Below are 26394 nucleotides of genomic sequence, written 5' to 3'. Positions count from 1 at the left end.
ATAGGGTACCGGAGTTGAGCCCTGTTCCCCAAAACGAGGCCGCGTGGAGCCGCGCGAGGAACAAGTAAAACACAGCCAACTTCCGTCAACAGCCCCCCACCGATAGATTCGTAAGCACCATGACTATCTCGCATGAACAAGAACACGAAGCCCAGGCCTATTGGGTCACGGAGACGGGCGATGGCGAGCTGCGCCCAGAGGCCCTGCCAGCAAGGCAAGAAGGTGAAGCCCTGGTCAGGACCCTGTATTCGGGTGTCAGCCGCGGCACTGAGCGTGTTGTCCACGAGGGCCGCGTTCCGGAGCGAGTGGCTGACCTGATGCAGGCCCCGCACCAGGAAGGCGACTTCCCGGGACCCGTCAAATACGGCTACCTGAACGTCGGCATTGTTGAAGAAGGCCCGGACGAATGGCGGGGAAAAACGGTCTTCAGCCTGCACCCACACCAGGACTACTATGTGATCCCCGCCAGCCAACTCACCGCAATTCCGGAGGACGTACCAGCTCGGCGGGCTGTCCTCACGGGCATCGTTGAGGTGGCCATCAATGCCCTTTGGGAAGCCGGACCGAGGCTGGGCGACCGTGTCGCCGTCGTCGGTGGTGGTTTGGTGGGTGGTGTTCTGGCGACGCTCCTGCGGAACTATCCGCTCGGTCGACTGCAACTGGTTGACGCGGATCCGGAGAAGCGAAACCTCGCCGAAAAGCTCAGCATCGAATTCGCCGAGCCCGAGGAAGCGAAGGACGACAACGACATCGTCTTCCACTGCTCCGCCTCCAATGAGGGCCTCAAGTTGAGCCTCCAGCTGGCCGGCGACGACTCCGATGTCATTGAACTTTCCTGGTTTGCCGACAAAGAAGTCACCCTGCCACTCGGCGAGGACTTCCATGCCCGCAGGCTGAACATCCGTTCCAGCCAAGTTGGTGCTGTCGCCCTGCCCAGACGGCACCGGCGAACCAACGCCCAGCGCTTGGAACAGGCGGCACTCGAATTAAGGGATCCGCTGTTCGACACGTTCCTGACCAGCGAATGCCTGTTCAGGAACCTGCCCACCACACTCACAAAATTGTTCGAACGGCCCGGCGGTTTCTGCCATGTGGTCGCGTACCCCAACCCGGAGGATTAATTCATGTTCAGCCTGACCGTCCGACGCCACTTCATGGTCGCCCACAGCCTTCCCCGCGAAGCGTTTGGCCCAGCCCAGGGCCTCCACGGTGCCACGTTCGTTGCTGAAGTCACCTTCCGCCGGCCCAACCTCAACGACGACGCAATCGTCCTGGACATAGGTGCCGCCGGCGGCATCCTTGAGGAAGTGCTCGCCGACCTGAACTACAAGAACCTCGACGAACACCCTGCCTTCAAGGGCAAGCTCTCCACCACGGAGGCTCTCGCGAAGCACATCGCCGACGCCATGGCCGCCCAAATCCAGGACACGGCGGACGGTCCGGCCCTCACTGGCATCGACGTCGTCCTCCGCGAGAACCCTGACGCCTGGGCGGGCTACTCGCTGGAGCTCCCGGTCAAGTAAGTGCACATCCGCTTCCTGGTCCCTGGGAACGTCCAGCACGGTTCCGGCGGCAACAAATACAACGCCAAGCTCGCGGAGCATTTGAGTGCCCTCGGAGTCAACGTTGAGATAGTGACGGTCGACGGCGATTGGCCGGTTGGCAGCCCCATGGACCGGCAGCGGTTCGCTGACATGCTCGACGGCGGCACAACAGTGATTGCCGACGGCTTGGTAGCGAGTGGGGCGCCGGACGAGATCGCCGCCGCGGTCAATGCCGGGACGAAGGTCTGGATTCTGTCGCACATGGCGTTGGCGGACCACCATGACCTTGAGGCGAAGGCGCTGGCTGCAGCAACCGGGATCATTTGTCCGAGCGCCCACGCCGCCGGGGAACTGCGAGCCAGGCATGGGACGCCGTACATCATCGTCGCTACGCCCGGTGCTGAGCGGGCAAACCCCGCAGAAGGATCCGAACCACAGCACATCGTGGCGGTTGCCGCGTTGCTGCCCAACAAGTGCCAAACACTCCTGGTAGAGGCGCTCAGCCGGTTACAGGATCTCGCTTGGACCGCAGCTCTCATAGGCTCCCACGACGCTGATCCGAGCTATGCGGCCGAGGTGAGGGCCGCCGTCGAGCGTTACGGTCTCGAAAACCGAATCAGCATCACTGGCGAGCTGACCGGCGATGCCCTCGAAGAGCAATGGCACAGGGCAGACCTGAGTGTTCTGATTTCACGCTCCGAAAGCTTCGGGATGTCCGTCACGGAATCGTTGGCTCATGGCATCCCCGTGCTTGTGCGGCGGGGGACCGGCGCAGTGGAAGCACTGGGTGACACAGGGGCGGGCGCGGCCCTGCATCTCAGTGACCCTGGCACCCTCGCCAGCACCCTCCGGACCTGGCTCTCCGATCACGCACTCCAAGAACGATGGCGCAGCAGAGCCCTCACGGCCCGGGAGCATCTCCAAGGCTGGGACACCACTGCCGTCGCCGTTCTGGAGGCCCTCCAAAGCCCACCGAGGTGACAGTAAAAGCCCATCCCGGGCACCCGGATCGGCATTAAATGCCAACTCGCGGGGGAGTCAGGGCACGCGGTGCGTTGCGAAGAAGCCCCTCAGCAGCGCCGCACATTCCTCCTCGCGGATTCCGGCGTAGACCTCCACCCAATGGTTGAGCCTGCGCTCGCGGAGGATATCGAACACAGAACCCACCGCTCCGGCCTTCTCGTCCCACGCGCCAAACACGACGCGGGGAATACGAGCCAGGACGATGGCCCCGGCACACATGGCGCAGGGTTCAAGGGTGACCACCAAAGTGCAGTCCTCAAGCCTCCAACCGTCTCCATCGGAACCCGCATCGTGAGCGCGCTGACGCAGCGAAGCAGCAGCCTGACGAATAGCCACCACCTCCGCGTGGGCCGTCGGGTCTCCCAGCGCTTCCCGTTCGTTGCGTCCGGAACCCAGCACCCCGCCGTCGGGCCCCAACACCACGGCACCGATCGGTACGTCGTCAGTTTTCAGCGCCAACCGGGCCTCGTCCAGGGCAAGGCCCATCCAGGCCATGTGTTCTGCGTGATACGGCTCGGTGGCGCTCATGTCTCAATGATAGTTTTGGGGGATGCGCACACTCGTCGTGGACCACCCGCTGGTCGCTCACAAGCTCACCGTTCTGCGGGATAAGAACACCCCTTCACCGGTCTTCCGGCAACTCACTGAAGAACTCGTCACCCTCCTGGCCTACGAAGCCACCCGCGAGGTCAAGACGCAGCCAGTCGAGATCGAGACCCCCGTGACAAGAACCGTGGGCACGGCTTTCACCAAGCCCACTCCGCTGGTAGTCCCGATTCTGCGCGCCGGCCTCGGCATGCTGGAGGGCATGACCAAGCTGGTCCCTACCGCCGAGGTGGGCTTCCTGGGCATGGCCCGTGATGAAGAAACCCTGGACATCATCACCTACGCCGAGCGGCTCCCTGAGGACCTCACCGGCCGGCAGATCTTCGTCCTGGACCCCATGCTCGCCACCGGCGGCACCCTGCGCGAGGCCATCAAGTTCCTCTTCAAGCGCGGCGCCTCGGACGTTACCTGCATCTGCCTGCTTGCTGCTCCGGAGGGGCTGTCCAAGCTGGAAGAAGAGCTCTCCGACGCCAACGTGAAAATCGTCCTGGCCTCGATTGACGAAAAGCTCAACGAAAAGTCCTACATCGTGCCAGGCCTGGGCGACGCCGGCGACCGCCTCTACGGCGTCGCAGTTTAGGGAGCCCCCTACCGGTTTCCCACGTGCCCCGTTAGCCTGTGGCGCATGGACTGGAAACTTGAACTGGTGTTTGTCCCTGTGTCCGACGTCGACCGCGCGAAGGATTTCTATGTCAACAAGGTTGGTTTCAACGCCGATTTCGATGAGCGTCCCATGGACGGCATCCGTTTCGTGCAGCTGACACCGCCGGGTTCGGCGTGTTCCATCGCCATTGGGGAGGGCCTCAGCGATGCCCCTCCCGGGACAGCGCCAAGCCTCCAAGTGGTGGTGGCGGACATCAACAAGGCGCATGAGCAGCTCAAGGCCAACGGCGTGGACGTCAGCGATATTGACGTTCAGGATTGGGGCCACTTCGTTTACTTCGCGGACCCCGACGGCAACAAGTGGGCGGTGCAGTACCTTCCGCAGCGGCCGAACGGCTAAGTCACACTTCAGCACCACCGCATGAGTGTGCGGCAGGATGGAACCATGAGCCATCCTGCCGAACCCGCCTCCCAACCATCAGTGCTGAACGTCCGTGCCGTCCTCTTCGACATGGACGGCACACTGGTGGATTCAACAGCGATCGTTGAGCAAGTCTGGCTCGAGTTCGCCGAGCGCTACGGCTTGGATTTCAATGAGATCCTGCGCACTTCCCACGGCGTCCAGGCCGGCGATACTGTTCGCCGGTATGCTCCCGCTGGCGCTGATTTCGAGGCACTGACGGCCGAGCTCGGCGAGATGGAACGCTCCCGGACCGATGGCGTCATTGCGCTTCCCGGAGCAGAAGCCCTGCTGGCGCGGCTGCCCGATGACGCCATCGCGTTGGTCACCTCCGCAGACCGCATCCTGGCAGATATCCGCATGCAGGCGGCCGGGCTCACCATGCCATCAACAACAGTCACTGCTGAGTCCGTCACCCGCGGTAAGCCGCACCCTGAGGGGTACCTGAAGGCGGCGGCGCTCCTGGGAGCCGACCCGGCCGACGTCGTGGTTTTTGAAGACGCCCCTGCCGGTATCGCTGCCGCGCGCGCCGCCGGCATGCGGACCGTTGTGGTGGGCAAGGCCGCTGCCAGGCACAATGCGGAGCTGGAGCCGGGCATGTGGCGGATTCCGGATTACTCAGCAGTGACCATCACCGCTGTGACGGACGACGACGGCGGTCACCTCCTGACGCTGACCCTTTAGCCCTTTCTGCGCGGTCTGTTCCAAGCGGTGAACCGGGCGTAGGCTGTGCGCATGTCTGCGATGCCGGAGGCGTACGGTGCTGCATTGGAGCGGGCCATGGTCCACGCCGGTGAGTGGCTTGCGTCGGTTCCCACCCGTTCTGTCCGCCCTTCATCCGACGCCGACCAGGTGGCCAAGAGCATCCTGCCGCGTCTCCCCGACGGAGCAACCGATGCCGCGGAGGTAGTGGACGAGCTGGCCGCGCTGGCTGAGCCCGGCTTGATGGCGATCCAGTCCGGACGGTTTTTTGGGTGGGTCATGGGCGGAACTTTGCCCGCCGCCATGGCTGCCGATTGGCTCGTCTCTGCCTGGGACCAAAACACCGGGCTCCGATTCGCCACTCCCGCCGCCGCTGCCATCGAGGAATCGGCCGCCGCCTGGCTTTTGGACCTCCTGCACCTGACCGCGACTGCCGACGTCGGATTCACCACGGGTGCCACAACCGCTAACTTCGTGGGGTTGGCAGCTGGCCGCCAATACCTGATGGACGAGGCCGGATGGGACCTCGAAGCGCTCGGCCTCAGCGGCGCACCGCGCATCACAACCTTTGCCGGCCGGGAACGGCATGCCGCAGTGGATCTGGCATTGCGATACCTCGGTTTGGGCGCCTGTGTTCCGGTAGACGCCGATGACGAAGGCCGGATCTTCCCCGACGCCCTTGCTGATGCCATGGATCAGCAACCGGGGCCATCGTTGGTCTGCCTGCAAGCCGGCAACCTCCACTCCGGAGCATTTGATCCCATGGAGGAAGCCATAGCTGTGGCACACGATCGCGGCGCGTGGGTGCACGTTGATGGTGCCTTTGGTTTGTGGGCGGCCGTGAGCCCGAAGCTGCGAGGCCGGTTGGCGGGTGTGGAAGACGCAGATTCGTGGGCAACGGATGCCCACAAGACCCTGAATGTCCCTTACGACTGTGGCCTGGCAATAGTGGCACGCCCGGAAGCCTTGAGGCGTGCCTTCAGCGTTCACACGAGTTACCTCATTGCCACGGATGCCGGGCCTGGGGATCCTTTCGAGAAAGTTCCGGAGATGTCCCGCCGCGCCCGGGGCATTCCGGTCTGGGCCGCACTCAGGCAGCTCGGCCGGGACGGCGTGATTTCCATGGTTGAGCGCCTGGCAGCAAATGCCCGTGCTTTGGCTGAAGGACTGTCCTCGATCCCTGGTGTGGAGGTGCTCAACGACGTCGTGTTCACGCAGGTCTCGGTGAGTTTCGGAAGCGATGACCGTACGCACCGGATCACCCAGCGGCTCATGGCAGAGGGCGCGGTCTGGATGTCCGGTTCGTCGTGGCGTGGCCGCGAGATCTTACGGATTTCGGTGAGCAATTGGACTACGGACGCCGGGGATGTCGCCGCGTCCATCGCAGCCGTGCGGGGAGCGGTGGAGGCCGAACCGGAGGCATAGCGTTCTTCGGCACGCACCTGTGAAACGGCAAAGCCGCGCCCGTTCCCGCCATCCGCTCCAGTGGGTACTGGTGCGAACGGCGGCAACGGGCGCGGCAATCAAGCAGTCTGGCTTAGTACCAGTTGTTGGCCAAGTGGAAGCCCAGAGCGGCGGACGGGGATCCGTAGCGCTCCTTGATGTAGTTCAGGCCCCACTTGATCTGGGTCTGGTAGTTGGTTTCCCAGTCAGGACCAACGGTAGCCATCTTGGAAGCAGGCAGGGACTGGACGATGCCGTAGGCGCCGCTGGAAGCGTTCATCGCCGTGGTCTTCCAGTTCGATTCCTTCTCCCACAGCGTGTTCAGGGCAGTCATTTCGCCCGGGCCCCAGCCGTAGTTGCCAAGGATGCTCAGTGCGTACGCCTTGGCAGCAGCGGGGTCGTCCACGGCCTTGGGGGCGGCAGCAGCAGCTGCGGCTTCCGCGGCGGCAGCGGCAGCAGCGGCGTCGGCGGCTTGCTTGGCAGCAGCGTCAGCAGCAGCCTTCTCAACTGCGGCCTGGGCGGCAGCCTGGTCTGCGGCAGCCTTTTCGGCGGCGGCCTGCGCGGCTGCGGCCTGGTCAGCGGCAGCCTTCTCGGCGGCAGCCTTGTCAGCAGTTGCCTTAACCGCGGCGGCCCTGTCGGCTGCACCCTTTTCGGCGGCAGCATCCAGGGAGGCGGAGATCTCGGCCGACTTGTTGGTGTTGACCTGCGCACTGGACTGGGTTCCGGCTACGCGGCTGGCCTCGGGGAGGGTCAGTGCGGCATTGGCGGCGGTTCCGAGCGAGGCAACGCCCAGTGCAGCTGCCACGACACCGGCTACGACGGACATGCGGTGGCCGGACTTACCCTGGCGGGCTGCGTTCTTGAGGACGGACTGCGACTTGGTGAGCGGTGCGTTGTGTTCGTCGCGGTGACGCGCGGAAGGGCGCGTCTGATCGTTAAATTCAGACATGTGATTACCTCTCAGCGCCTGCGGAGTTAGCTGTCGGGTTCGGATGAGGTCATCCGGCCGCGCATCATGCTGCGGCTTCACCCCAAGGGCCGGCCAAAAAGGCCTGGGCCCGGAGACTCTGGGTCCCCCGTCTCTGCCTCGGAGAAAGAACGGACTCCGGGAAGTGGCAGAGCTCGGCGCATCCCGGATGTGGGCCTGCTAGGGACGACCCACCCTTTCGACGGTACAGGAGGATTCCGCAGAAGTCACATTTAGGTAACAGAGATCACGACGCCGGTGAGTCGCCTTGCCCGATTCGTTATAGGCCTTCGATGCTCACGGCAGGGATTCGGAGGGTGAATTCCGTGCGACCCGGCCGCGAGGTCACTTCCACGCTACCGCCATGCGCTGAAACGATGGCTTCCACAATGGACAAGCCGAGTCCGGAGGTGCCCTCAGAGCCCGATCTTGCGGCATCAGCGCGGGCAAACCGGGAGAAGATCCGGCCTTGGAAGTCTTCTGGAATTCCGGGGCCGTTATCCGTCACTGTCACCACGGCACTGCCGTCGGCGGAGAGCATGACGCCTGTGACCACAGTGGTGCCGGGATCCGTGTGTTTGCGGGCATTGGACAACAAATTGGCCAGCACCTGGTGAAGTTGGGTGGCGTCGCCGCGCACAGTGATGGGCTCATCGGGGAGCTGGAGCTGCCAGATGTGGTCCGGTGCCATGACTTTCTCGTCACTAACCGTTTCGATCACGAGCTGTGTCAGGTCCACGTCCTCAAATTTCACGGGCTGGCCCTCATCCAGCCGAGCGAGCAGGAGAAGGTCCTCCACCAGTGTGGTCATGCGTTCGGACTGGCTTTGGACACGTGCCAGCGACTTCCGTCCATCCTCGGTGAAGTTCTCCGTCATCCTCAGCAGCTCGGTATAGCCCCGGATGGCGGTCAGGGGAGTCCGCAGTTCGTGCGAGGCATCGGCCACGAACTGGCGAACCTTGGTTTCGCTTTCCTGCCGTGCTTCCAGCGCGCTCGAAACGTTGTTCAGCATCTGGTTCAAGGCATAGCCGACGCTGCCCACCTCCGTTCCAGGATGGGATGCCGACGGCGGTACGCGCACCGCAAGTGCCACCTCACCGGCGTCGAGAGGCAGGCGCGAAACCTTCGTGGCCACCTCGGAGAGCTGCTCAAGCGGACGCATGGTCCGGCGGATGATGACCGTTCCCACGAGCCCGATCACCACCAGCCCAGCCAGCGAGACCAGCACCATGGTCCACACCAGCGAGGCTTCGGCGCTCTGCTTGTCCTCCAGAGGCAGGCCCGTCACAATCACGTCGCCATAAGTGGTTTCGACTGCCACCAGCCGGTAATCGCCGTTGGACAGCGATCGGTCCACGGGTGGGTTGTCCGTGGGGAGCGACACCAGAACCCGCTCGTCGTCCGCTGAGAGCGAGACGCGGTGACCTTGGGCGTCGATCAAACCCGAGCTTCGCACGGTGGAGCCGTCGATCCTCGCGTTGAGCGTGCCCGCCGCCTGCCCGCGCGCCTCCAAGGGATCCGGCCTGCCGGGGGATGACGGAAAGTTCGACGGCGGCCTGCCGAAGTCATTCGCGCGGCTGGACGCCTGCTCCAACTGCCTGTCGAGCTGCCTGTTGAAGACCATGTCCATGGACGCGTAGCTGACCACCCCCACAGCAGCGCAAATGGCGATCAACAGTGCCATGGCCACCAGGACCAAGCGTGTACGCAGGTGCCAGGTGGAGGGATTGAGCCAGCTGAGCTGAGTCTGTCCGGCCGACACTTCGGACTTCCTGGCCATTCGCGAGAGGGTGCCCAAGGGCTAGTCCGCAGGCTTGATGACGTAGCCGGCACCCCGGATGGTATGGATCATCGGGGGATGGCCGGCTTCGATCTTCTTGCGCAGATAAGAGATGTAGAGCTCCACGATGTTGGCCTGGCCGCCGAAGTCGTAATCCCACACACGGTCCAGGATCTGGGCTTTGCTGACAACTCGTTTGGGGTTCTCCATGAGGTACCGCAGTAGCTCGAACTGGGTGGCGGTGAGCGGAATATCCTGGCCGCCGCGGGTTACTTCCCGGGTATCTACGTTGAGCGTGAGGTCGCCGACCACCAGCTCGGCGGTGTCCATGGCAGCTACGCCCGAGCGCTGGACCAGGCGGTGGAGGCGCAGGAGGACTTCTTCCATACTGAAGGGTTTAGTGACGTAGTCGTCCCCGCCTGCTGCGAGTCCGACAATGCGGTCCTGCACGGCGTCCTTGGCGGTGAGGAACAGGGCGGGAACCTCCGGGGCGAAGGTGCGGATGCGGTTGAGGACTTCGACGCCGTCGAATCCGGGAAGCATGACATCCAGGACCAGCACGTCAGGGCGGAAGTCCTTGGCTAGCTTTACTGCTTCCGGACCATCGCCGGCGACCGCAACAGACCAGCCTGCCATACGCAGGCCCATGCTCATCAGCTCAGCGAGGCTGGGTTCGTCATCCACTACCAGGGCACGGATGGGGGAGCCGTCCGGATGGGACAGCTCGGGAAGGTTGTTGGTCATGGAGTGCGAGGAGGCCATGGGATAACTCTCCGTTCTGCTTGTTTGCCAACGCTTTGCCCATCCTGTGAAGACGCTGTGAGATCAGACTAGCGAGGAGGGGGCTGGCGGACACGCTTCCGCGCCCAAGGTTTCCGGCGGCCCGGGTTCAGCCGTGTTCTACGGCTTGTAGCAGATTTTGTCCTGAAATTTGCTTGTGACGATCAGCTCCGATTGGACAACAAGTGTTTCAGATCGTGAGATTCCGTCGAGAGAGGGTTAGTGGAAATGGGCATGCACATCATCCCCGATATGCCGAAGAATATTCAGTAGATGGCGAATATTTCCCGACTACACCGAATGAAATGGCGTTCATTTACCGGCCCTACTGAATTGTGATTTGCGACACAATAGACCTCTGTGTCTCAAAATGTGGACGGTTCGGCGCTTTGTTACTTGCGTGTTGCCTTTGTTACGTTGCACACTTCCAATGTGAACAAGAACTCAACAGCACCTGCAGCCGCAGCAACCTGGCCCAGCGCACCCGCTGGCCATGATGACCGCTGTTGTCGAATGCAAGCCTAACTTTCCACCCCAAAAAAGTTTCAGGCATTCGCCCCCTAGCCCAGCGTTGGGCGCCCATCCCCAAACTCATTGCGGGGACAACCAGCATTCGAAGCCGCGATGACGGCTATTCACTTTTGAGGTAAGCACTCCATGTCAGTTGCATCTGGATACGTCCACATCTCCGTCCGTAACGCCAACAAGGCCGCGTCAAACGCAGGGCTTCGCCCCGGCTTCGGCAACCGCCCCGGTTACTCTCCCTCTCCGCAAGGGGCAGGTCAGCAGGCTCCCGGATACGTGCCGCAGGGCTACAACCCCAACTCTTACGGCCAGCTGCGCGCTGTTCCCACAGCAGAGCCGGCGCCGATGACTGCGCCCACCCCGGTGATTGCGCAGTCGGACAAGCTCCGCCCCGTTGCCAACGACAATGTGGCCCGCGGATTCGTTCTCTACATGGGCATTGACGAAGAAACCGCAGCGGCCGCCGGTACCTCCATTGCCAAGCTTGCCCAGGAAATCCGGGCTTACGCTCAGTCCCTCGTGACCGGCGCCGAGAGCTATGCCGCCGTCGCAGTTGCCCCCGCCGGGGCACCCGGGTCCGCACTCGACGTCGTGCGTTCCACCTTCGGCGACCCCACGGTCGCCGCCCGCCAGCGCACCGAAGCCGCCCGCCCGGCGCCCCAGCAGGAAGCCCGTCCGTCCGGCGTCCTGATCGACCTCGCCCGCCGCGAAGTGCACCTCGACGGCGAATCGCTGAACCTGACGTTCAAGGAATTCGAGCTCCTCAACTACCTGGTCGAGAACGGCACCCGCACCGTGGGCCGCGACGAACTCCTTGAGGGCCTGTGGCGCAACGCCGAAGAGGTGCCCAATGAGCGCACCATCGACGTGCACATCCGCCGCCTCCGTTCCAAGCTTGGCCGCCTCGCGAACACGGTCCGCACGGTCCGCGGCCAGGGCTACCGTTTCTACGAGCACCCCGAAGTTATCGTTTGGGCAGCACCTGAATACTCGATCTAAGTAGCACTACGCCGAAAGCGCTCGTCCTGTAAGGGCGGGCGCTTTCGTGTTCGTGGGGTGATCCAGCGGCGGACGCTTCCGCTTTAGCGGAACGATCCCTTTGCGCCTGCGCTCATTCTTCGCGCGACAACCGCGCTTGGGGGATATGCCGCCTTTCGGCGTTTAGTTTCGAGGAAACCGTGTGCCTCCACCACCCACATTGGCCGCCAAATACCCTGGACACGCCCGCCGCACGGCGTGTCCAGGGTGCCGCGAATTCAAAGTTGGTGACGGCGGCCCGCAGGAAGCCGCTGGGCTCTGCGGCAGATAGGGTTGGGTTATGAGTGACCATCACATCAAACGCCTGGTGATCATGCGGCATGCCAAGGCTGATTGGCCCATGGGAGTGCCTGATCATGAGCGCCCCTTGGAGGAGCGTGGGCATCGGGAGGCCCCGTTGGCGGGGAAGTGGTTGCTCAAGCATGGTGTGGTGCCCGACTTCATCCTGTGTTCGTCAGCGTTGAGGACTCGTCAGACCTGCACTTGGGTGTGCGATGAGTTGGGGGACAAGGCGCCGACGCCCAAACTCGAGGATGGCTTGTACTCCGCCTCAGCCAATCGTATGTTGACGGTGATCAACCACGTACCCGATACCGTGACCACGTTGATGGTCATTTCCCATATGCCCGGCGTTCAGGATCTTGCCATGCACCTGGCTTCCCGCGATTCGGACCACGATGCTTACATGGATGCTGCTAACCGTTACCCAACGAGTGCGTTGACGGTAATGGAAACAGAAAAGTCATGGGCTGAGCTCGACGGCCAGGACGCCAGGCTGACGCACTTCAAGGTGCCGCGCCCCTAAGCCAGCTGCGGCATGCACATGCAGCGGATCTCGAACACCGGCAGGCCCGCCGCTTCTTCGCCATGCCCGGTTGCGATGAGGAATTCGCCGTCGAACATGTACACCGGCAACTGCGGAGCCAGGTGTTCGTTGTAGCGGCTGGGGTAGACCCATTGACCGCGGACGTCGAACGCAGGAAGCGCGTACGGATCCCGGTGGTTGTGCGCGCTCGGATAAAGGCCGTCGTCGATCATGATGTAACTGACCAAGCCATAGGTGTGGTGGTGGTTCATGTCCGTGGGAAAGAGGATTGCTTCCACAGGTGGGCCCCTTCAAGAGTTTCGACGGTCGCGCGCTCCGGGCGGCGCTGGTAGGTAAGGTTAGCCTAAGCTAACACCCTTCCCGGCGTCGAATGTTCCCCTGTGTGACGTTGATCGCTCCTGGTCAGCTTCGCGGCAGCGGTAGCTCAGCCGCTATATCGCGCAGCAGGTTCACGGCAAGTCGAATGTTGGGACTGGCTGTCATCGTTTTGCGGTAGACAACACCAACGGACCGTTGTTGGACCGGACGGATCACCGGGATGGCCACGACTCCGTCAGGAAGGGGAGGTCTTCCGAGCCTCGGTACGAGTGCCACGGCCACACCTTGTTCCACCATGGCGATGTGGGTGGAGAAGTCGGGGTCGTAAATACGGATGTCGGGGACCTTGCCCAGGCCAGCGAAGATCTGCAGGAGTGCTTCGTTGCAGATGGCTCCCGCCGGGGTGCTGATCCACGTCTCGTCCAGAAGGTCTTCAGGCTCGACGGCGGTGCTCGCCGCCAGCGCGTGGGTGCTGTTGACGAGGACGTCGGCTTGGTCGATGCAGAGGTCCTCATGCACCAGGTTCTCCGGGATCACCAAGGGTACCGAATTCCAGTTATGTACCACCGCGAGTTCGGCCTCGCCAGAGGCGACTCTTTGCACCGCCTCCCGTGGGTCCTCGGCCAGTACGGTGATGCCCAGAGTCGGGTGGGCAGCTGCGATGCGCCCGAGCATGGGCCCCACCAAGCCCCTGCAAGCCGTGGAAAACGCGACGAGCCTCAGGAGTCCGGAAGGCTTTGCAGGATCGGCGAGCAGGGTGGCTTGCAGTTCCTCGAGCTCACCCATGATCCGCCGGCCATAACCTGCAAGAGCCAAGCCACGCTCTGTAAGGAGCACCCCACGGCCGCTGCGTTCCAGCACTGTGACGCCGGTCTGCTTCTCAAGTTTCTTGATTTGCTGCGAAATTGCCGAAGGGCTGAAGCCCATAACGTCCGATGCCGCCACCACTGAACCGTGCTGCTCCACTGCGACCAAGGCCCTAAGTGCTGAGATGTCGATCATGAAGCAAATCTACGCTGTTCCATGTCAAATTCAACGCTGGTGCTTCAACCAAAAACGGGCCAGAGTGTACTTGTGAACTTTCGCCACTCTGCCCTTGCCCTCATGGTCGCTGTACTTTGGGGCATAAACTTCGTCGCCATCGATCTCGGTCTGCACACGAACGGCAGGGAAGTCCCGCCCTTGCTCTTCGTCGCCATGCGCTTCTTGCTGGTGGTGTTTCCCTTCATCCTGTTCATCCGCAAACCAGACGTGGGCTGGAAGGCGATTGTCGGCGTCGGGCTCTTCATGAGTGCCGGTCAATTCGGCCTCCTGTATCTGGGCATGGCGCTTGGCATGCCGGCAGGCCTGGCATCGCTGGTGCTGCAGGCACAAGTGTTGTTCACCATCTTGCTTGCGGCGAGATTCCTGGGCGAGAGGCCGAGTAGGCGACAACTGGCGGGTGTGGCGCTGGGCATCGCTGGCTTGGCAGTGGTGGCCTTGGGGCGAAGTGCCGTGGCTCCCGTTCTGCCGCTCATGATCGTTCTTGCCGCGGCGCTATCGTGGGCGATCGGGAATGTGGTGGCCCGGCACACGAAGGCCGCTTCGGGCTTGGGGTTGGTGGTGTGGTCCGGTGCCGTGGTGCCGCTTCCGTTGGCTGGCTTATCGCTGGTAGTGGATGGGCCTGACACTGTGTTGGCAACGCTCACGGACCTGCAGCCGGCCACCATCCTGAGTGCGATCTACACGGCCGTGTTCGCGTCCCTGATTGGATACGGCATTTGGAACCGCTTGTTGTCGCTGTACCCGAGTTCCGACGTCGTGCCCTTCACGCTTTTGGTTCCCGTGGTGGGGATGACGGCCGCGTGGCTGGTCCTGAACGAGATTCCTACCTTGACCGAAATCGTGGGCGGATTGATCCTGCTCCTCGGAGTTGCCACCGCAGTGCTCGGCGCCGGAGGCAAGATCCGTCCCGAAACACCCGTTGTGAGGCCCGCTCTGCTGCCCTAGATCGGGCGGAAGCGCGCAAAGCAGGCCCCACAACGCAGGGGCCCCAACGGCTCAAGGAAGTCAGCGCAGTTTGAAGATGGTCCGGTGCCAGTCTTTCCGGGTGACGCCTTCCAACTCGAACATCACGTGCTTCACCTGGGTGTACTCCTCAAAGGAGTAGGCGGACATGTCCTTGCCGAACCCGGACTGCTTGAAGCCGCCGTGGGGCATCTCGGAGACGATCGGAACATGGTCGTTGACCCACACGCAGCCGGCCTTGATCTCGCGGGTTGCCCGCAAGGCCCGCTGGAGGTTGTTCGTCCAGGCCGAGGCGGCCAGTCCGTAGACGGTGTCGTTGGCCAGGTGGATAGCTTCGTCGTCCGTTTCGAACGGGAGGACCAACAGGACCGGGCCGAACACCTCGTCCTTCACAATTTCAGAGTCCGGCGCAGCGTCAACAACCAGTGTGGGTCGGTAGAAGGCGCCATTTTCCAGGCCCTCGTCCGTAGGGGCGTATCCGCCTGCCATCACCTTGCTGTAAGTGCGGGCGCGGTCCACCATCCCGGCTACGTGGTCGCGCTGCTTGAAGGATACGAGGGGGCCGAGATCGGCGTTGGTATCCCCGGGGATGCCCAGGACGAGCCCATCAAAGCGGGCGGCCACCTTCGCTGCGAACTCCGCATACACGCTGCGGTGCACGATAGCCCTGGTGGCTGCGGTGCAATCCTGACCGGTGTTGATCATTGAACCGGCCACGGCCCCATGAACGGCGGCGTCCAGATTGGCGTCGTCGAAAACCACGAAGGGTGCCTTGCCGCCCAATTCGAGGTGCACGCGCTTCGAGTTGACGGCCGCGGCCTCCAAAACTGTGCGGCCAACCGCGGTGGACCCCGTGAAAGAGACCATGTCCACGTCGGGGTGCCGCATGAGCGCAGCCCCAACCGTGGCGCCGTCGCCCACCACCACGTTCACCACGCCGTCGGGCAGTCCGGCGTCACTGAGCGCTTGTGCGAACATCAGCGACGTCAACGGAGTGATCTCGGCAGGCTTGAGAACGATTGTGTTGCCTGCGGCAATGGCGGGAAGGATCTTCCATGCGGCCATTTGCAGGGGGTAGTTCCAGGGCGCGATGGATCCCACCACACCGATGGATTCCCGGCGTATGGAGGAAGTGTGTTGGGGCGAATACTCGGCGGTGGCCTTGCCCTCGAGGTGCCGTGCGGCACCTGCGAAGAAATCGATGTTGTCGATGGTGCCGGGGACGTCGAACTCCCGGGTCAGCCGCAGCGGTTTGCCCGTCTGAGAACTCTCAACCCGGGCGAATTCCTCCGCACGATCTTCGATGATGCGGGCGAATTTCTGCAGGATCCCGGCGCGTTCACCCGGCGCGGTGCGGGACCATGACGGGAAGGCGCTGCGGGCCGCCGACACTGCCGACTCCAGATCCGCAAGTGAAGCGAGTCCCACCGTTTCCACTACCTCCGAGGTGGCCGGATTGATGACATCGAGGCTGCTGCCAGAGGTTCCGGAGAGCAGTTTTCCGTTGATGAACTGATGCATGAGGGTGCCGTGCTTTCCCTGCCGGGCGTCGCTGTCCGGGCAGTGCTGAATGGACGACGCCGGATGGTGGCGTCGTGCGGGGAAGGTGGGTTGCGTTGTTGGTCAGGCGGCCGGTCGCGGCAGCACCCCGTCAGGCCTGAGGTGGCTGCTTGCTCTCGCGTTCGGCGCTGTCCAGGATGGCCGAGAGACCGGCCTGGAACGCCTTGAGGGAGTCGAGGTTTTGCAGTGCAGCGTGGTGTTTTTCAAGGAGAGGGCGACCGGTGATGCGCGTGAAAACCCGTGGGTTGAGCCAAGGATCGTGGCCCTCGGAGTCCGGGAGCCGCTGGATTTCAACCGCAATGCCGGCGCCGAGCGCAAGGGTGTAGCTTTCCAGGGCCGCGTAGTAGTGCACCACGCGGTCCTCTGCCAGCCCGGCATCGGTGAGGCATTGAAGGACGAACTCGATTGCCCTTAGCTCGCCGGGGCCATAGGTGTCCGTAGCGAACGACTCGCTGCCCAAAGAGGGATGCTGCATGAAGGCTTTGAGGAGTTCGTCAAGGTAGGCCTCCAGCCGGGCACGCCAGTCCTGGTCGCGTGCTGTGGCCAACGTGCGCTCAACGGACATCAGGAACAACTGGTCCAGTGCTGCCCTGACGATTGCGTCCCTGTTCCGGAAATGGCGGTAGACGGCCGTGGCGTCCACCTCGAGTTCCTGTCCCAGTCGTCGCACGGTCAGCCGTTCCCCGAGCTCCTGGCTGGAAATCCGCAGGACGGCGTCAATGATGGTGGCCGGGTCCAGGCGCGTTCGGCGGTCCGTCGACTGTGCTGGCTGCACCATCAGTTGTCCGCCTTCCATGCGTTCCCGGGTTGATTATCAACCTACATGATTCATGGCGTCCTCCTTTCAAGGACCAGTCAAAGTCTTTGTCAGCATTGATGTCAACACTGTTGACTTAAGTGTGATCCGGCTCATAGTGTGTCTCGCAGAGTTGAATTTCCCCACGAAAGGACTCGACCATGCACGCCGAGATTTTGTTTGAGAACGGATGGGTGTACACCGGCAATGACGCCGGCCCACTGCGCGCAAACCTTGCCATAGCCGAAGGCCGCATCATCGCCGCCGGAACACCCGACGAGCTTCACGGTTCGGTCACGCCGGAAACCCGCAAGGTGGACCTGCATGGGCAACTGGTGGTGCCGGGCTTCCAGGATGCCCACATCCACCCCATCTTCGCCGGGATCGAATTGCTTCAGTGCGACCTGACGGAGGCCACCAGCGCAGAGGAGGCCGTGGCGAGGGTGGCCCGTTACGCAGCCGACAACCCGGATGAACCCTGGATTTTGGGCGCTGGATGGTCCATGGATTTCTTCCCGGGCGGCACTCCAACACGGGAACTTCTGGACGCCGTGGTGCCGGACCGGCCCGTCTACCTCGTCAACAGGGACCACCACGGCGCGTGGGCCAACACGGCAGCGTTTGAGGCGGCGGGAATCGGCGCGGAAACACCTGATCCTGAGGGCGGCCGGGTGGAACGCGAAGAAGACGGGACGCCCGCAGGCACAGTTCATGAGGGGGCCATGGACCTGTTCAATGCGGTCAAGCCAGCGGTGCCGTATGCGTTGGCGTACCAAGGCCTGCTCGCCTCCCAGCAACTGCTGCTATCGCAGGGCATCACGGCCTGGCAGGACGCCTGGGTTCCCATTCCCGAGGGCGAACATGCCGATCATCTGGACGTCTACATGGACGCGGCGAAGGCGGGAGACTTGAAAGTCCGGGTCACGGCGTGCCAATGGTGGGACAGGACAGCCGGAATGGCCCAGCTGGAAGCAATCACGCAACGCCGGGACAGGGTGGCCGATTCCTTCGACCACCATCAGCTCAATGCCAACACCGTGAAGGTGATGGTGGACGGAGTGGCAGAGAATTACACGGCCGCAATGCATCACGTCTACCTCGATCACCACGGCCACCACACGGACAACCGTGGCATCGAATTCTTCGAGCCCGAGGTGCTGAAGGAATTCGTCACCGCGATAGATGCTTCCGGCATGCAGGTTCACTTCCATGCTCTCGGCGACCGCGCCGTGACGGATGCTTTGGACGCGCTGGAGGCAGCGCGGGACAGCAACGGGACGAACGACAACCGGCACCACCTGGCGCACCTTCAGGTGGTCCGCAGCGAGGATGTTCCACGGTTTGCCGGGCTGAATGCGGCGGCCAACGTCCAGGCTCTCTGGGCCTGCCATGAAGAACAGATGGATACCCTCACCCTCCCGTTCCTGGAGCCCGGCGCCGAGGACAGGCATTACCCCTTTGGCGAGCTTGCTTCGGCAGGAGGCCGATTGGTGGCCGGAAGCGACTGGCCTGTCTCCACCGCGGACCCGATTGCGGCCATCCACGTCGCAGTAAACCGCATAGCGCCGGGGGAGGACCTGCCCCCACTCGGCCCGGAATCGCAAAAGCTCAGCCTCAAACAGATCCTGGATGCCTACACTCAGGGCTCAGCGTGGATCAACCACTTGGAAACGGAAACGGGAACGCTGGAACCAGGAAAACTCGCCGACCTCGCCGTACTGGACCTCAACGTCTTCGACCTCCCTGCGCAGGAGCTGCACCGGTCGGTGGTGACGCAGACGTGGATTGGGGGCGAATGCGTCTATGACCGCGCGCTCACCCGAAACAGTCAAGCTCAACCCGCCTCGGTAATGCCATGAGGCCGCAGCCAGCGCCGCAGCCCGCGCAAGGTGCCGTGCGTTTGAAACAGCGGACGACGCCGTCGCGCATCACCGCGGTTGGGGCCGCCGCCGTCGTGGCCGGGCTGGTCCTGGGCGGCTGCGGTGTTCGGCCCGCCAGCGTGACTGACGCCGCGGACGGAGCCAAGTTCACCATGTCCGACTCCACGCCGGCCCCCACCAAGGAGATTGATAACTTCAACTGGGCCATGTACGCGGAGCCGTTCTCCCTGGACTATGCGTACGCCTTCGACTACCCGGACAACACTGTCCTGTCCAACGTGTGCGAGTCGCTGTTCCGCTGGAACGCTGACCTGTCCACGGCGCCGGGCCTGGCCACGGGAGTTGAAAACCCTGATCCGCTGACCTGGATTTACACCATCCGGCAGGGCGTGAAGTTCCACGACGGAACCGAGATGACAGCGGACGATGTCGTAGCCTCCTTGAGCCGCCATGTGGACCCCGAAGTAGGTTCCTTTTGGGCATCGGCGTACCAAAACGTGGAGTCCATCGAGAAGACCGGCGACTTCGAGGTCACAGTGACCACCACCCGGCCGGACTACGTGTTCAACAGCTCCTTGGTGGGAGCAACAGGCGTGGTTGAGTCCGCCGAAACGCTGGAAGCTGCCGGCAAGGACTATGGCAACTCAAGCACCGGCGTGAACTGCACCGGCCCCTTCCAATTCGAGCAATGGGAAGCCGGTGAAAGCATCACCCTCAAACGCTTCGATGACTACTGGGACCCGGAACTCCAAGCCAAGTCCCAACAGGTCACCTTCAAAATGCTGCCCGATGCCACATCGCGTATCAATGCGTTCCAGACCGGAGAAATTGATGGCGGCTTCGCGATCCCTTCCAATGCCATGGACATCCTGAAAGCCAACAAAGATGCCGGTTCGCTGTACTTCGGCGAGGACACGTCGGTGCAAAGCCTGGTGTTCACCAACCTCGGCGGCACCTTCCAGGACGTTCGGGTCCGCAAAGCGTTGATGATGGCAATCAACCGGGAAGCCTTGATCAAGGCGGCCGAACAGGGGTACGCGAAGAAGACGGAAGCGTTGACCACCAAGAGTGTGTGGAAGGACGTTGCATCGCAAACTACGGACGAGGCTTTTGACGGTCTGCTGTCCACGCCCTATGACCTGGAAGAAGCCAAGAAACTTGTCAAGGAAGCAGGTGCCGAGGGTAGTAAGTTCGTTTTCGCCACCGCGTCACTGAACGCAGCCTTCGACATCACGGCACGGGCCATCGCGTCGGCAGCCAAGGAGATCGGCCTGGACCCGGAAATCCAGACCATGTCCAACGACAAATACACCACGCTGTTCTCAGACCCCGAGTCACGCAAGAACGTGGACCTCCTGGTGACCTCTTGGTATCTCTCCAGCACCGAGCCCTTGGAAATGTACAGCGTGCTGCGAACCGGCGATTTCAGCAACTACGGCGGCTGGAGCAACCCGGAATTCGATGACCTGGTGAACTCCGCCTACGGCGTGCAGGACCCCGACGCCCGGGGCAAACTGACGGGCCAGGCGGCCAAGCTGGCCAGCGACGAAGTGGTGTGGGGACCGCTCTATGAGACCGTCACGTCCATGTGGCTGGGCAAACGCATCACCGGGGCGGACCCTTCCATCAATTACATGTACTTCCCGTGGGCAGCCCAGATAGGAGGTCGCTGACATGACCGCTACAGATCAAGTCCAAGCAACCACCGCGCCGGGCGCTCCCACCCGCCAGCAGGATAAACGCAGCGCAGTCCGACCGGCGGTGTACATCGTGAAGAAACTGCTGGCCCTGGTGCTGACGTTGTTTGTTGCCTCACTGGCCGTGTTCTTCTCACGCTTCCTGGTTCCCGGCGATCCGGCACGCTTCCTGCTCAGAGGACGTAGCCCCAAGCCTGAGGCACTCGAAGAGATCACCCGGCAGTTCGGTTTGGATAAACCGGCCTGGGAACAATACCTGAACTGGCTAGGTGGAATTCTCCAAGGGGACTGGGGCCGCTCGCTGACCTACCGCCAGGACGTCTCCGACGTCTTACTGGGACGGTTGCCCACCACGCTGCAACTTGTGGCGCTCGCAGCAGTGTTCATCACGGTCCTGGGATTGTTCGCCGGCATTGTGGCCAGCCTCAACAAGGGCTTCGGTGACCGCTTCATCCTCATCACGCTCACCGCTGCGGGGGCAGTGCCGCCGTTCGTGGCAGCCATCGCTTTGGTAGCGCTCTTCTCCGTGGGCCTGGGCTGGTTTCCCTCCTTTGGAAGCGGCGACGGCGGATGGGACCGGATCTGGCATCTCACCCTACCGGCGCTCGCCTTGGGCATCACCTACATCGCCATGGTGGCAAGGGTGACCCGTTCCTCCATGAACGAGCAATTGCTCCGCGAACACGTTGAGGTGGCAACCAGTCGAGGCCTTACCCGCGGATCGGTGGTGGCACGCCACGTGCTGCGCAATGCACTTGGGCCCATCCTCACCGTGAGCGGCGTGCTGGTGGCCGGCCTCCTGGTTTCCAGCGCCATCATCGAGCGGACGTTCGGCCTGTCCGGCATCGGGCAGCTCCTGGTGCAGTCCATCGACAGGCTCGACTTCGGCGTCGTTCAAGCAATCGTCATGGTGGTGGTGGCTGCTTTCGTCCTGGTCAACACCGTGGTGGACCTCGTCCAACCCCTCATTGATCCGCGTATCGCGGCCGGAACGGAGTCCCGATGACGTTAGCCATCCAACTGCCGCAGGCGGGCCTTCGCCGTTACGGCAGCCTCCTGTCACCCATGGCGTGGGGCGCGCTCGCCGTTGCCGCCGCCGTCGTACTTCTCTCACTATTCGCCCCGGTTCTGGCGCCGTACGACCCCGACTATGTGGACCTCAACAACGTCCTGGCCGGTCCAAGCGGACAGCACCTGCTGGGGACGGATGCGCTGGGTCGTGATCTCCTTAGCCGGCTCATGCACGGCGGGCGGACCTCGCTGCTGGGGCCCACCATCGTGGTAATCGGTTCCACTGTCCTGGGTCTGCTGCTGGGCCTGGTGGCCGGCTGGTCCGAGGGCTGGCTGGGCAAGGTTCTGGGCCGCCTTTTCGATCTCCTCTTTGCTTTCCCTGCACTGCTCATGGCCATGCTCGCCATTGCCTTGTTCGGCAAGGGGCTTTTTGCTCCCATCCTGGCCATGACCATCGCCTACGTACCGTACGTTGCCAGGCTCGCGCAGTCGCTGGTGGTGGCTGAGCGCAGCCGACCCTATGTCCAGGCCTACCGCGTGCTCGGATTCCGGACGCCCTGGGTGGTGCTGGGACGGGTTCTCCCCAACCTGATTCCCACTGTGGGCGCCCAGTCAACACTGAACTTTGGTTATGTGTTGGCCGACCTCGCAGCGCTCTCCTTCATCGGACTCGGGGTCCAGCCGCCCACCAGCGACTGGGGCGCCATGATCGAGGAATCCCGCGGCGCGCTGCTGGGCGGCTACATCCTGCCGGCCTTCTGGCCCGCGTTGGTAGTGGTCCTGGTGGTAGTGGCCGTCAACGTCATCGGCGAGGAACTCTCAGACCGCATCGGAGGAAAACTTTCATGAGCCAGCTCTTGCAGATCGAAAACTTTACGCTCGGTTTTCCGGGCAGGCCGCCCCTGCTGGACAGCGTCTCCCTGCACGTGAACGACGGCGAAGCGGTCGCCTTGGTGGGGGAGTCCGGCTCAGGCAAATCGCTGACTACCCGGGCCGCCCTGGGTTTGTTTCCAGGTGGCTCGCAGTCCTCCGGCATCGTGTCGGTTCAGGGCCTCGACACTCTCACAGCGAGCGAACAACGCCTCATGGAGCTGCGACGGAGACACGCTTCCATGATCTTCCAGGATCCTCGGGCGGGCATCAATCCCGTTCGGACCGTGGGGGATTTCCTCACTGAAACCTTGGTGAGACTGGATGGTTTGTCCCGGGCTGAGGCCACGGAACGGGCCGTGACGCAACTGGAACAGGTGGGCCTGCGACGTGCCAAGGAGCTCATGGACCAGCACCCGCATCAGCTCTCGGGCGGCATGCTCCAACGTGTCATGATCGCAGCTGCACTCCTGAACTCACCGGATCTGTTGCTGTGCGACGAGCCCACCACGGCCTTGGACGTCACTACCCAGGCGGGGATCGTGAGGCTCCTCCGCGAAGAGCAACAGTCACGGGGAATGGGCATGCTCTTCATTGCGCACGACCTCAATCTTGCGGCCAGCTTGTGTGAACGCGTCTACGTGCTTCGCCGGGGGGAAGTGGTGGAGCAGGGGCCAACCCGGACTGTCTTTCTGACGCCGGAGCAGGACTACACCCGGCAGCTGGTTGAGGCTACCCCTGTGATTGAAGCGGGCGGCTTGGCTGCGCCTGTGGTCGCGGGGTCCCCGCTGCTGAAGGTTTCGGGGCTATCAAAAACGTACCAACTGCCCCGCGGCGAAATCATCACCGCCTTGGACGACGCCGGTTTCAGCCTCCCTGAGGGTGGGTCGTTGGGGATCGTGGGTGAATCCGGGTCCGGAAAGTCCACCTTGGCCCGGCTGGTGGTGGCGCTGGAAACCGCCACATCGGGTGAACTCACGTTGCGTGACGTCCCCCGGCCGCGCCGGGCCCTCAAGGCCTCTGAACGGAAAGTCCTGGCCAAGGATGTCCAGATCGTGTTCCAGGATCCCTACCTCTCTTTGGACCCGCGCATCCCTGTAGGAAACGCGGTGGCAGATGTCTTCCGCCTGCATCAGAAGCAAGGACGCAAGGAAGCCAAAGTCAGCGCCCGGGTCCTGTTGGGGCGGGTGGGCATCGGACCGGAACGTTTCGACGCACGGCCTCGCGCCCTCTCGGGTGGGCAGAGGCAACGGGTCGCGTTGGCCAAAGCGCTCGCTGCCCGCCCCCGTCTCCTGGTGCTGGACGAGGCCACCAGCGCCTTGGACGTCTCTGTCCAAGCCCAGGTTCTGGAGCTCGTGGAGGAATTGCGGGACCAACTCGGACTGACCATCTTGTTCGTCACCCACGATCTGGCTGTGGTCTCACGGCTTTGTTCCGAGCTTCTGGTGATGCATCAGGGCCGGATCGTTGAGCAGGGGCCGACGGCTCGAATCCTTGAGGACCCTGGGGACGACTACACGCGGAACCTCATCGCCTCCCGTCCCCGGCCATTGTGGGACGCCGAGCCGGTCACTGCCTGACCGGTGAGAGATTAACCATTGAAATAGGAGAATTTCCCGTGAATACCACCGTTTTCGAACGGAATGTCCCGCAGGCCGCCGTCGTATCCCGTGCCTTGGAAGGCGCGGCCCACCGGCCGTTCTGGATCGACCACCTCAAGGACTCAGCCACACGCTACCCGCAACTCGACGGCGACGCTGCCGCGGACCTCGTGATCGTTGGTGGCGGCTACACCGGATTGTGGACGGCGCTGCGAGCCAAGGAACGCGATCCCGGCCGGACGGTGATCCTGCTGGAAGGGGAGCGGGTGGCATGGGCAGCTTCGGGCCGCAACGGCGGCTTCTGCGAGGCGAGCCTCACCCACGGCCATGAGAATGGCAAGAACCGCTGGCCTGATGAGCTGGAGACCCTCGACCGGCTGGGCATGGAGAACCTGGACCGCATGCAGGAAGCCGTGGAGAAGTACGGCATGGATTGCGAGTGGGAGCGCACCGGTGAACTGAACGTTGCAGTGGAACCGCACCAGGTGGCTTGGCTCAAGGAGGACGAAAGCCCTGGCAGCGTCTTTCTGGACCAGGAAGCCGTGCGTGCAGAGCTCAACTCTCCCACCTACCTGGCCGGTCGCTGGCATAAAGACTCCGTGGCGATGGTCCACCCGTACAAGCTGGGACTTGAGCTGGCTCGGGTGGCAGCGGAGCTGGGCGTGGTGATCTACGAGGACACCCGCGTGCGCGAGTTGAAGGACCACGAACAGGGCGTCACCGTTGTTACTGAGCGAGGCAACGTGGAAGCGGACAACGTGGTCCTCGGTACCAACGTGTTTCCGTCACTGCTCAAACGGAACCAGCTGATGACGGTGCCCGTCTATGACTACGCGCTGATGACCGAGCCCCTGAGCGCGGAGCAGTTGGAGTCCATCGGATGGTCCCAGCGGCAAGGGATAGGGGATGTTGCCAACCAATTCCACTATTACCGCATTACCAAGGATCACAGGATCCTGTTCGGTGGCTATGACGCCCTCTACTTCTGGGGCCGGCGCGTGGACCAGCGGCACGAGCACCAGCCAGCGACGTGGGAGAAGATCGCCTCGCACTTCTTCACGACGTTCCCGCAGCTCGAGGGCCTGAAGTTCACGCACAAGTGGGCCGGACCCATCGATTCGAGCACCCAGTTCTGCGCGTTCTTCGGCACGGCGCGGAAGGGACGGGTGGCGTATGCGGCAGGATTCACCGGACTCGGCGTAGGGGCCACGGCATTTGCAGCCGACGTCCTGCTGGATCTCCTGGCCGGCCTGGATACCGAACGCACCCGGGTGGAAATGGTCCGGAAACGGCCCCTGCCCTTCCCTCCTGAGCCGCTCGCTTCCCTGGGCATCAACCTGACACGCTGGTCCATGGACCGCGCCGATCACAATCGGGGAAAACGGAACCTGATCCTCAAAGCGCTCGACGCCGTCGGGTTGGGATTCGACTCCTGACCCCCTTTCGTTGCGGGGCCTGTTTTGCACGTTTAGATCCCGCGTGAGCGTGTAGAGCGGGCCTCGCAACGCAGGGCGGGTTCGTTGTGGGGCCTGCTTTGCGCGTTTAGATCGCGCGTTAGCGTGTAGAGCGGGCCTCGCAACGCAGGGCGGGTCCGTTGTGGGGCCTGTTTTGCACGTTTAGGTCCCGCGTTAGCGTGTAGAGCGGGCCTCGCAACGCAGGGGTGAATCGGTGAGCTAGCGTTTGGCGGTCGGCTTTCGTTGAGTGGAAGCGCTCGACGCCGGACGCTTGGCCGGCGTCGTTGGCGTACGGGGAGCGGGACGCTTCACGGGAGTAGCCTTCGCTGCACCGGACGATCGCGGAGCCGAAGCAGCCGGGCGTCTGGTGGGGGTTCCTGCACGCGGAGCCGGTTTGCGGGGTGCGGGAGTGCGCTTTACAGCCGGTGGCCGTCGAACGGGAGTTCCGGCCCGCGAACCAAACGACGGCACCACCGCTCCCAGGAAAAGCACGCCCAGGGTCCCAAAACCTGCCACGGCTGCCAAGTAGAAGTAGATGTCGGAATCCTGAGTGCTTAGGGCACTCCCCAGAGCGTTGGCGTCCTGGTTGAACGCGATGCCCCACATTCGCAGGAAGGCGATGCTGCAACCGATGAAAAGGCTGGTGCCCACTGCGCCAAGGAGGACCACAATGTAGCGTCGCCGGTTGAAGACCTGCACGATGGACGCCAGATAGCAGATCACTACGGACCCCAGGAACAGGTACAACACCAGTTCCTCCAGCACCACAGCGGCCAGCACCAACAGCCCGAGCGAGACGAACGCGGACACCACCGCAAGCTTCCCGCTGTTCCCCATGTGACGCATGAGGTTAATCATCGCCGACCAAGTGGCCACGCCACGCCGTCGTACATTGCAGTTAGA

General features: G+C 63.0%; 25 protein-coding genes and 1 riboswitch. Of the genes, 16 read left to right on the top strand and 9 right to left on the bottom strand.

Annotated features, from left to right (window positions below; all coding sequences use genetic code 11):
- The first annotated feature begins 119 nt into the window (after nt 1–119).
- The 3 genes from AC6CH8_RS18165 (at nt 120) to AC6CH8_RS18155 (ending at nt 2525) form a co-directional block, all read left to right on the top strand.
- Nucleotides 120–1121: a zinc-dependent alcohol dehydrogenase gene (locus AC6CH8_RS18165; protein ID WP_498191748.1), complete on the top strand. Its 1002-nt coding sequence runs from the start codon at nt 120–122 to the stop codon at nt 1119–1121.
- A gap of 3 nt (nt 1122–1124) precedes the next feature.
- On the top strand, nt 1125–1523 hold the full coding sequence (locus AC6CH8_RS18160; protein ID WP_309075179.1) for a 6-pyruvoyl trahydropterin synthase family protein: 399 nt from the start codon (nt 1125–1127) through the stop codon (nt 1521–1523).
- 171 nt (nt 1524–1694) lie between these two features.
- A complete protein-coding gene (locus AC6CH8_RS18155; protein WP_498191780.1) occupies nt 1695–2525 on the top strand; it encodes a glycosyltransferase family 4 protein in 831 nt (276 codons plus the stop codon).
- Between the two features lie 57 nt (nt 2526–2582).
- On the opposite strand, the gene AC6CH8_RS18150 is transcribed toward AC6CH8_RS18155, so the two are convergent.
- On the bottom strand, nt 2583–3095 hold the full coding sequence (locus AC6CH8_RS18150) for a nucleoside deaminase (protein ID WP_498191747.1): 513 nt from the start codon (nt 3093–3095) through the stop codon (nt 2583–2585).
- A gap of 22 nt (nt 3096–3117) precedes the next feature.
- Between AC6CH8_RS18150 and upp the strand changes: the two genes are divergently transcribed.
- Genes upp through AC6CH8_RS18130 form a run of 4 tightly spaced genes read left to right on the top strand, consistent with a single transcriptional unit; the run spans nt 3118 to nt 6363 of the window.
- On the top strand, nt 3118–3753 hold the full coding sequence (gene upp, locus AC6CH8_RS18145; protein ID WP_498191746.1) for a uracil phosphoribosyltransferase: 636 nt from the start codon (nt 3118–3120) through the stop codon (nt 3751–3753).
- A gap of 45 nt (nt 3754–3798) precedes the next feature.
- A complete protein-coding gene (locus AC6CH8_RS18140; RefSeq protein ID WP_026005392.1) occupies nt 3799–4176 on the top strand; it encodes a VOC family protein in 378 nt (125 codons plus the stop codon).
- A gap of 45 nt (nt 4177–4221) precedes the next feature.
- The gene (locus tag AC6CH8_RS18135; RefSeq protein ID WP_498191745.1) at nt 4222–4920 is read left to right on the top strand and encodes an HAD-IA family hydrolase; all 699 of its coding nucleotides are present in this window, start codon (nt 4222–4224) and stop codon (nt 4918–4920) included.
- 51 nt (nt 4921–4971) lie between these two features.
- On the top strand, nt 4972–6363 hold the full coding sequence (locus AC6CH8_RS18130) for a pyridoxal phosphate-dependent decarboxylase family protein (protein ID WP_498191744.1): 1392 nt from the start codon (nt 4972–4974) through the stop codon (nt 6361–6363).
- Between the two features lie 112 nt (nt 6364–6475).
- Here AC6CH8_RS18130 and AC6CH8_RS18125 read toward each other — a convergent pair whose 3' ends face one another.
- From AC6CH8_RS18125 to AC6CH8_RS18115, 3 genes are all read right to left on the bottom strand, one after another.
- Nucleotides 6476–7330 (bottom strand): aggregation-promoting factor C-terminal-like domain-containing protein, encoded by an 855-nt coding sequence (locus AC6CH8_RS18125; RefSeq protein ID WP_498191743.1) that lies wholly within the window; start codon nt 7328–7330, stop codon nt 6476–6478.
- A 3-nt stretch (nt 7331–7333) separates the two neighbouring features.
- A riboswitch (cyclic di-AMP (ydaO/yuaA leader) is annotated at nt 7334–7495 on the bottom strand.
- 133 nt (nt 7496–7628) lie between these two features.
- The gene (locus AC6CH8_RS18120) at nt 7629–9128 is read right to left on the bottom strand and encodes a sensor histidine kinase (RefSeq protein WP_498191742.1); all 1500 of its coding nucleotides are present in this window, start codon (nt 9126–9128) and stop codon (nt 7629–7631) included.
- A gap of 21 nt (nt 9129–9149) precedes the next feature.
- Nucleotides 9150–9890: a response regulator transcription factor gene (locus AC6CH8_RS18115; RefSeq protein ID WP_091465388.1), complete on the bottom strand. Its 741-nt coding sequence runs from the start codon at nt 9888–9890 to the stop codon at nt 9150–9152.
- 675 nt (nt 9891–10565) lie between these two features.
- Between AC6CH8_RS18115 and AC6CH8_RS18110 the strand changes: the two genes are divergently transcribed.
- Both AC6CH8_RS18110 and AC6CH8_RS18105 read left to right on the top strand, forming a co-directional pair.
- A complete protein-coding gene (locus AC6CH8_RS18110) occupies nt 10566–11432 on the top strand; it encodes a winged helix-turn-helix domain-containing protein (protein WP_498191741.1) in 867 nt (288 codons plus the stop codon).
- A gap of 319 nt (nt 11433–11751) precedes the next feature.
- Nucleotides 11752–12276 (top strand): SixA phosphatase family protein, encoded by a 525-nt coding sequence (locus AC6CH8_RS18105; protein WP_091465390.1) that lies wholly within the window; start codon nt 11752–11754, stop codon nt 12274–12276.
- Here the strand turns inward: AC6CH8_RS18105 and AC6CH8_RS18100 are convergent.
- Together AC6CH8_RS18100 and AC6CH8_RS18095 are read right to left on the bottom strand one after the other, a co-directional pair.
- Nucleotides 12273–12575 carry a hypothetical protein gene (locus AC6CH8_RS18100; protein WP_498191740.1) on the bottom strand — a complete coding sequence of 101 codons (303 nt, stop codon included), beginning with the start codon at nt 12573–12575 and terminating at the stop codon, nt 12273–12275. The two genes, AC6CH8_RS18105 and AC6CH8_RS18100, sit on opposite strands and share 4 nt — an antisense overlap.
- A gap of 124 nt (nt 12576–12699) precedes the next feature.
- Nucleotides 12700–13617, bottom strand: coding sequence for a LysR family transcriptional regulator (locus AC6CH8_RS18095; RefSeq protein WP_498191739.1), 918 nt, complete (start codon nt 13615–13617; stop codon nt 12700–12702).
- A gap of 72 nt (nt 13618–13689) precedes the next feature.
- Here AC6CH8_RS18095 and AC6CH8_RS18090 point away from each other — a divergent pair, with 72 nt between their 5' ends.
- Complete coding sequence (locus AC6CH8_RS18090) at nt 13690–14604, top strand: EamA family transporter (protein ID WP_498191738.1); 915 nt, start codon at nt 13690–13692, stop codon at nt 14602–14604.
- Between the two features lie 60 nt (nt 14605–14664).
- On the opposite strand, the gene AC6CH8_RS18085 is transcribed toward AC6CH8_RS18090, so the two are convergent.
- Complete coding sequence (locus AC6CH8_RS18085) at nt 14665–16143, bottom strand: gamma-aminobutyraldehyde dehydrogenase (protein ID WP_498191737.1); 1479 nt, start codon at nt 16141–16143, stop codon at nt 14665–14667.
- A 130-nt stretch (nt 16144–16273) separates the two neighbouring features.
- On the bottom strand, nt 16274–16960 hold the full coding sequence (locus AC6CH8_RS18080) for a TetR/AcrR family transcriptional regulator (RefSeq protein ID WP_498191736.1): 687 nt from the start codon (nt 16958–16960) through the stop codon (nt 16274–16276).
- A gap of 179 nt (nt 16961–17139) precedes the next feature.
- On the opposite strand from AC6CH8_RS18080, the gene AC6CH8_RS18075 reads away from it, so the two are divergent.
- From AC6CH8_RS18075 to AC6CH8_RS18050, 6 genes are read left to right on the top strand one after another with little or no spacing between them, the layout of a single operon-like run.
- Complete coding sequence (locus tag AC6CH8_RS18075) at nt 17140–18837, top strand: amidohydrolase (protein ID WP_498191735.1); 1698 nt, start codon at nt 17140–17142, stop codon at nt 18835–18837.
- Nucleotides 18834–20531, top strand: a complete 1698-nt coding sequence (locus AC6CH8_RS18070) for an ABC transporter substrate-binding protein (protein WP_498191733.1) — start codon at nt 18834–18836, stop codon at nt 20529–20531. Before AC6CH8_RS18075 ends, AC6CH8_RS18070 begins: the two co-directional genes overlap by 4 nt.
- A 1-nt stretch (nt 20532) precedes the next feature.
- Nucleotides 20533–21561, top strand: a complete 1029-nt coding sequence (locus AC6CH8_RS18065) for an ABC transporter permease (protein WP_498191732.1) — start codon at nt 20533–20535, stop codon at nt 21559–21561.
- Nucleotides 21558–22415 carry an ABC transporter permease gene (locus AC6CH8_RS18060; RefSeq protein WP_091465403.1) on the top strand — a complete coding sequence of 286 codons (858 nt, stop codon included), beginning with the start codon at nt 21558–21560 and terminating at the stop codon, nt 22413–22415. Before AC6CH8_RS18065 ends, AC6CH8_RS18060 begins: the two co-directional genes overlap by 4 nt.
- Entirely contained in the window at nt 22412–24016 is a 1605-nt protein-coding gene (locus tag AC6CH8_RS18055; protein ID WP_498191731.1) for a dipeptide ABC transporter ATP-binding protein, read from the top strand. Before AC6CH8_RS18060 ends, AC6CH8_RS18055 begins: the two co-directional genes overlap by 4 nt.
- A 38-nt stretch (nt 24017–24054) precedes the next feature.
- On the top strand, nt 24055–25473 hold the full coding sequence (locus tag AC6CH8_RS18050) for an NAD(P)/FAD-dependent oxidoreductase (RefSeq protein WP_498191730.1): 1419 nt from the start codon (nt 24055–24057) through the stop codon (nt 25471–25473).
- Between the two features lie 237 nt (nt 25474–25710).
- On the opposite strand, the gene AC6CH8_RS18045 is transcribed toward AC6CH8_RS18050, so the two are convergent.
- A complete protein-coding gene (locus AC6CH8_RS18045; protein ID WP_498191729.1) occupies nt 25711–26328 on the bottom strand; it encodes a hypothetical protein in 618 nt (205 codons plus the stop codon).
- Nucleotides 26329–26394: the final 66 nt, after the last annotated feature.

The sequence above is a fragment of the Paenarthrobacter sp. GQ52 genome (assembly GCF_059759005.1).
Note: the sequence above shows the minus strand (reverse complement) of the source record. Positions and strands in the feature narration are given on the sequence as shown.

What these genes read in the sequence shown, in the direction of transcription:
- AC6CH8_RS18125 (WP_498191743.1), bottom strand. Translation starts at nt 7,330, where the DNA reads ATGTCTGAATTTAACGATCAGACGCGCCCTTCCGCGCGTCACCGCGAC.
- AC6CH8_RS18140 (WP_026005392.1), top strand. Translation starts at nt 3,799, where the DNA reads ATGGACTGGAAACTTGAACTGGTGTTTGTCCCTGTGTCCGACGTCGAC.
- AC6CH8_RS18150 (WP_498191747.1), bottom strand. Translation starts at nt 3,095, where the DNA reads ATGAGCGCCACCGAGCCGTATCACGCAGAACACATGGCCTGGATGGGC.
- AC6CH8_RS18095 (WP_498191739.1), bottom strand. Translation starts at nt 13,617, where the DNA reads ATGATCGACATCTCAGCACTTAGGGCCTTGGTCGCAGTGGAGCAGCAC.
- AC6CH8_RS18155 (WP_498191780.1), top strand. Translation starts at nt 1,695, where the DNA reads ATGCTCGACGGCGGCACAACAGTGATTGCCGACGGCTTGGTAGCGAGT.
- AC6CH8_RS18085 (WP_498191737.1), bottom strand. Translation starts at nt 16,143, where the DNA reads ATGCATCAGTTCATCAACGGAAAACTGCTCTCCGGAACCTCTGGCAGC.
- AC6CH8_RS18080 (WP_498191736.1), bottom strand. Translation starts at nt 16,960, where the DNA reads ATGGTGCAGCCAGCACAGTCGACGGACCGCCGAACGCGCCTGGACCCG.
- AC6CH8_RS18120 (WP_498191742.1), bottom strand. Translation starts at nt 9,128, where the DNA reads ATGGCCAGGAAGTCCGAAGTGTCGGCCGGACAGACTCAGCTCAGCTGG.
- AC6CH8_RS18045 (WP_498191729.1), bottom strand. Translation starts at nt 26,328, where the DNA reads ATGGGGAACAGCGGGAAGCTTGCGGTGGTGTCCGCGTTCGTCTCGCTC.
- AC6CH8_RS18110 (WP_498191741.1), top strand. Translation starts at nt 10,566, where the DNA reads ATGTCAGTTGCATCTGGATACGTCCACATCTCCGTCCGTAACGCCAAC.
- AC6CH8_RS18060 (WP_091465403.1), top strand. Translation starts at nt 21,558, where the DNA reads ATGACGTTAGCCATCCAACTGCCGCAGGCGGGCCTTCGCCGTTACGGC.
- AC6CH8_RS18070 (WP_498191733.1), top strand. Translation starts at nt 18,834, where the DNA reads ATGAGGCCGCAGCCAGCGCCGCAGCCCGCGCAAGGTGCCGTGCGTTTG.
- AC6CH8_RS18130 (WP_498191744.1), top strand. Translation starts at nt 4,972, where the DNA reads ATGTCTGCGATGCCGGAGGCGTACGGTGCTGCATTGGAGCGGGCCATG.
- AC6CH8_RS18055 (WP_498191731.1), top strand. Translation starts at nt 22,412, where the DNA reads ATGAGCCAGCTCTTGCAGATCGAAAACTTTACGCTCGGTTTTCCGGGC.
- AC6CH8_RS18065 (WP_498191732.1), top strand. Translation starts at nt 20,533, where the DNA reads ATGACCGCTACAGATCAAGTCCAAGCAACCACCGCGCCGGGCGCTCCC.
- AC6CH8_RS18135 (WP_498191745.1), top strand. Translation starts at nt 4,222, where the DNA reads ATGAGCCATCCTGCCGAACCCGCCTCCCAACCATCAGTGCTGAACGTC.
- AC6CH8_RS18165 (WP_498191748.1), top strand. Translation starts at nt 120, where the DNA reads ATGACTATCTCGCATGAACAAGAACACGAAGCCCAGGCCTATTGGGTC.
- AC6CH8_RS18115 (WP_091465388.1), bottom strand. Translation starts at nt 9,890, where the DNA reads ATGGCCTCCTCGCACTCCATGACCAACAACCTTCCCGAGCTGTCCCAT.
- AC6CH8_RS18160 (WP_309075179.1), top strand. Translation starts at nt 1,125, where the DNA reads ATGTTCAGCCTGACCGTCCGACGCCACTTCATGGTCGCCCACAGCCTT.
- AC6CH8_RS18105 (WP_091465390.1), top strand. Translation starts at nt 11,752, where the DNA reads ATGAGTGACCATCACATCAAACGCCTGGTGATCATGCGGCATGCCAAG.
- AC6CH8_RS18075 (WP_498191735.1), top strand. Translation starts at nt 17,140, where the DNA reads ATGCACGCCGAGATTTTGTTTGAGAACGGATGGGTGTACACCGGCAAT.
- upp (WP_498191746.1), top strand. Translation starts at nt 3,118, where the DNA reads ATGCGCACACTCGTCGTGGACCACCCGCTGGTCGCTCACAAGCTCACC.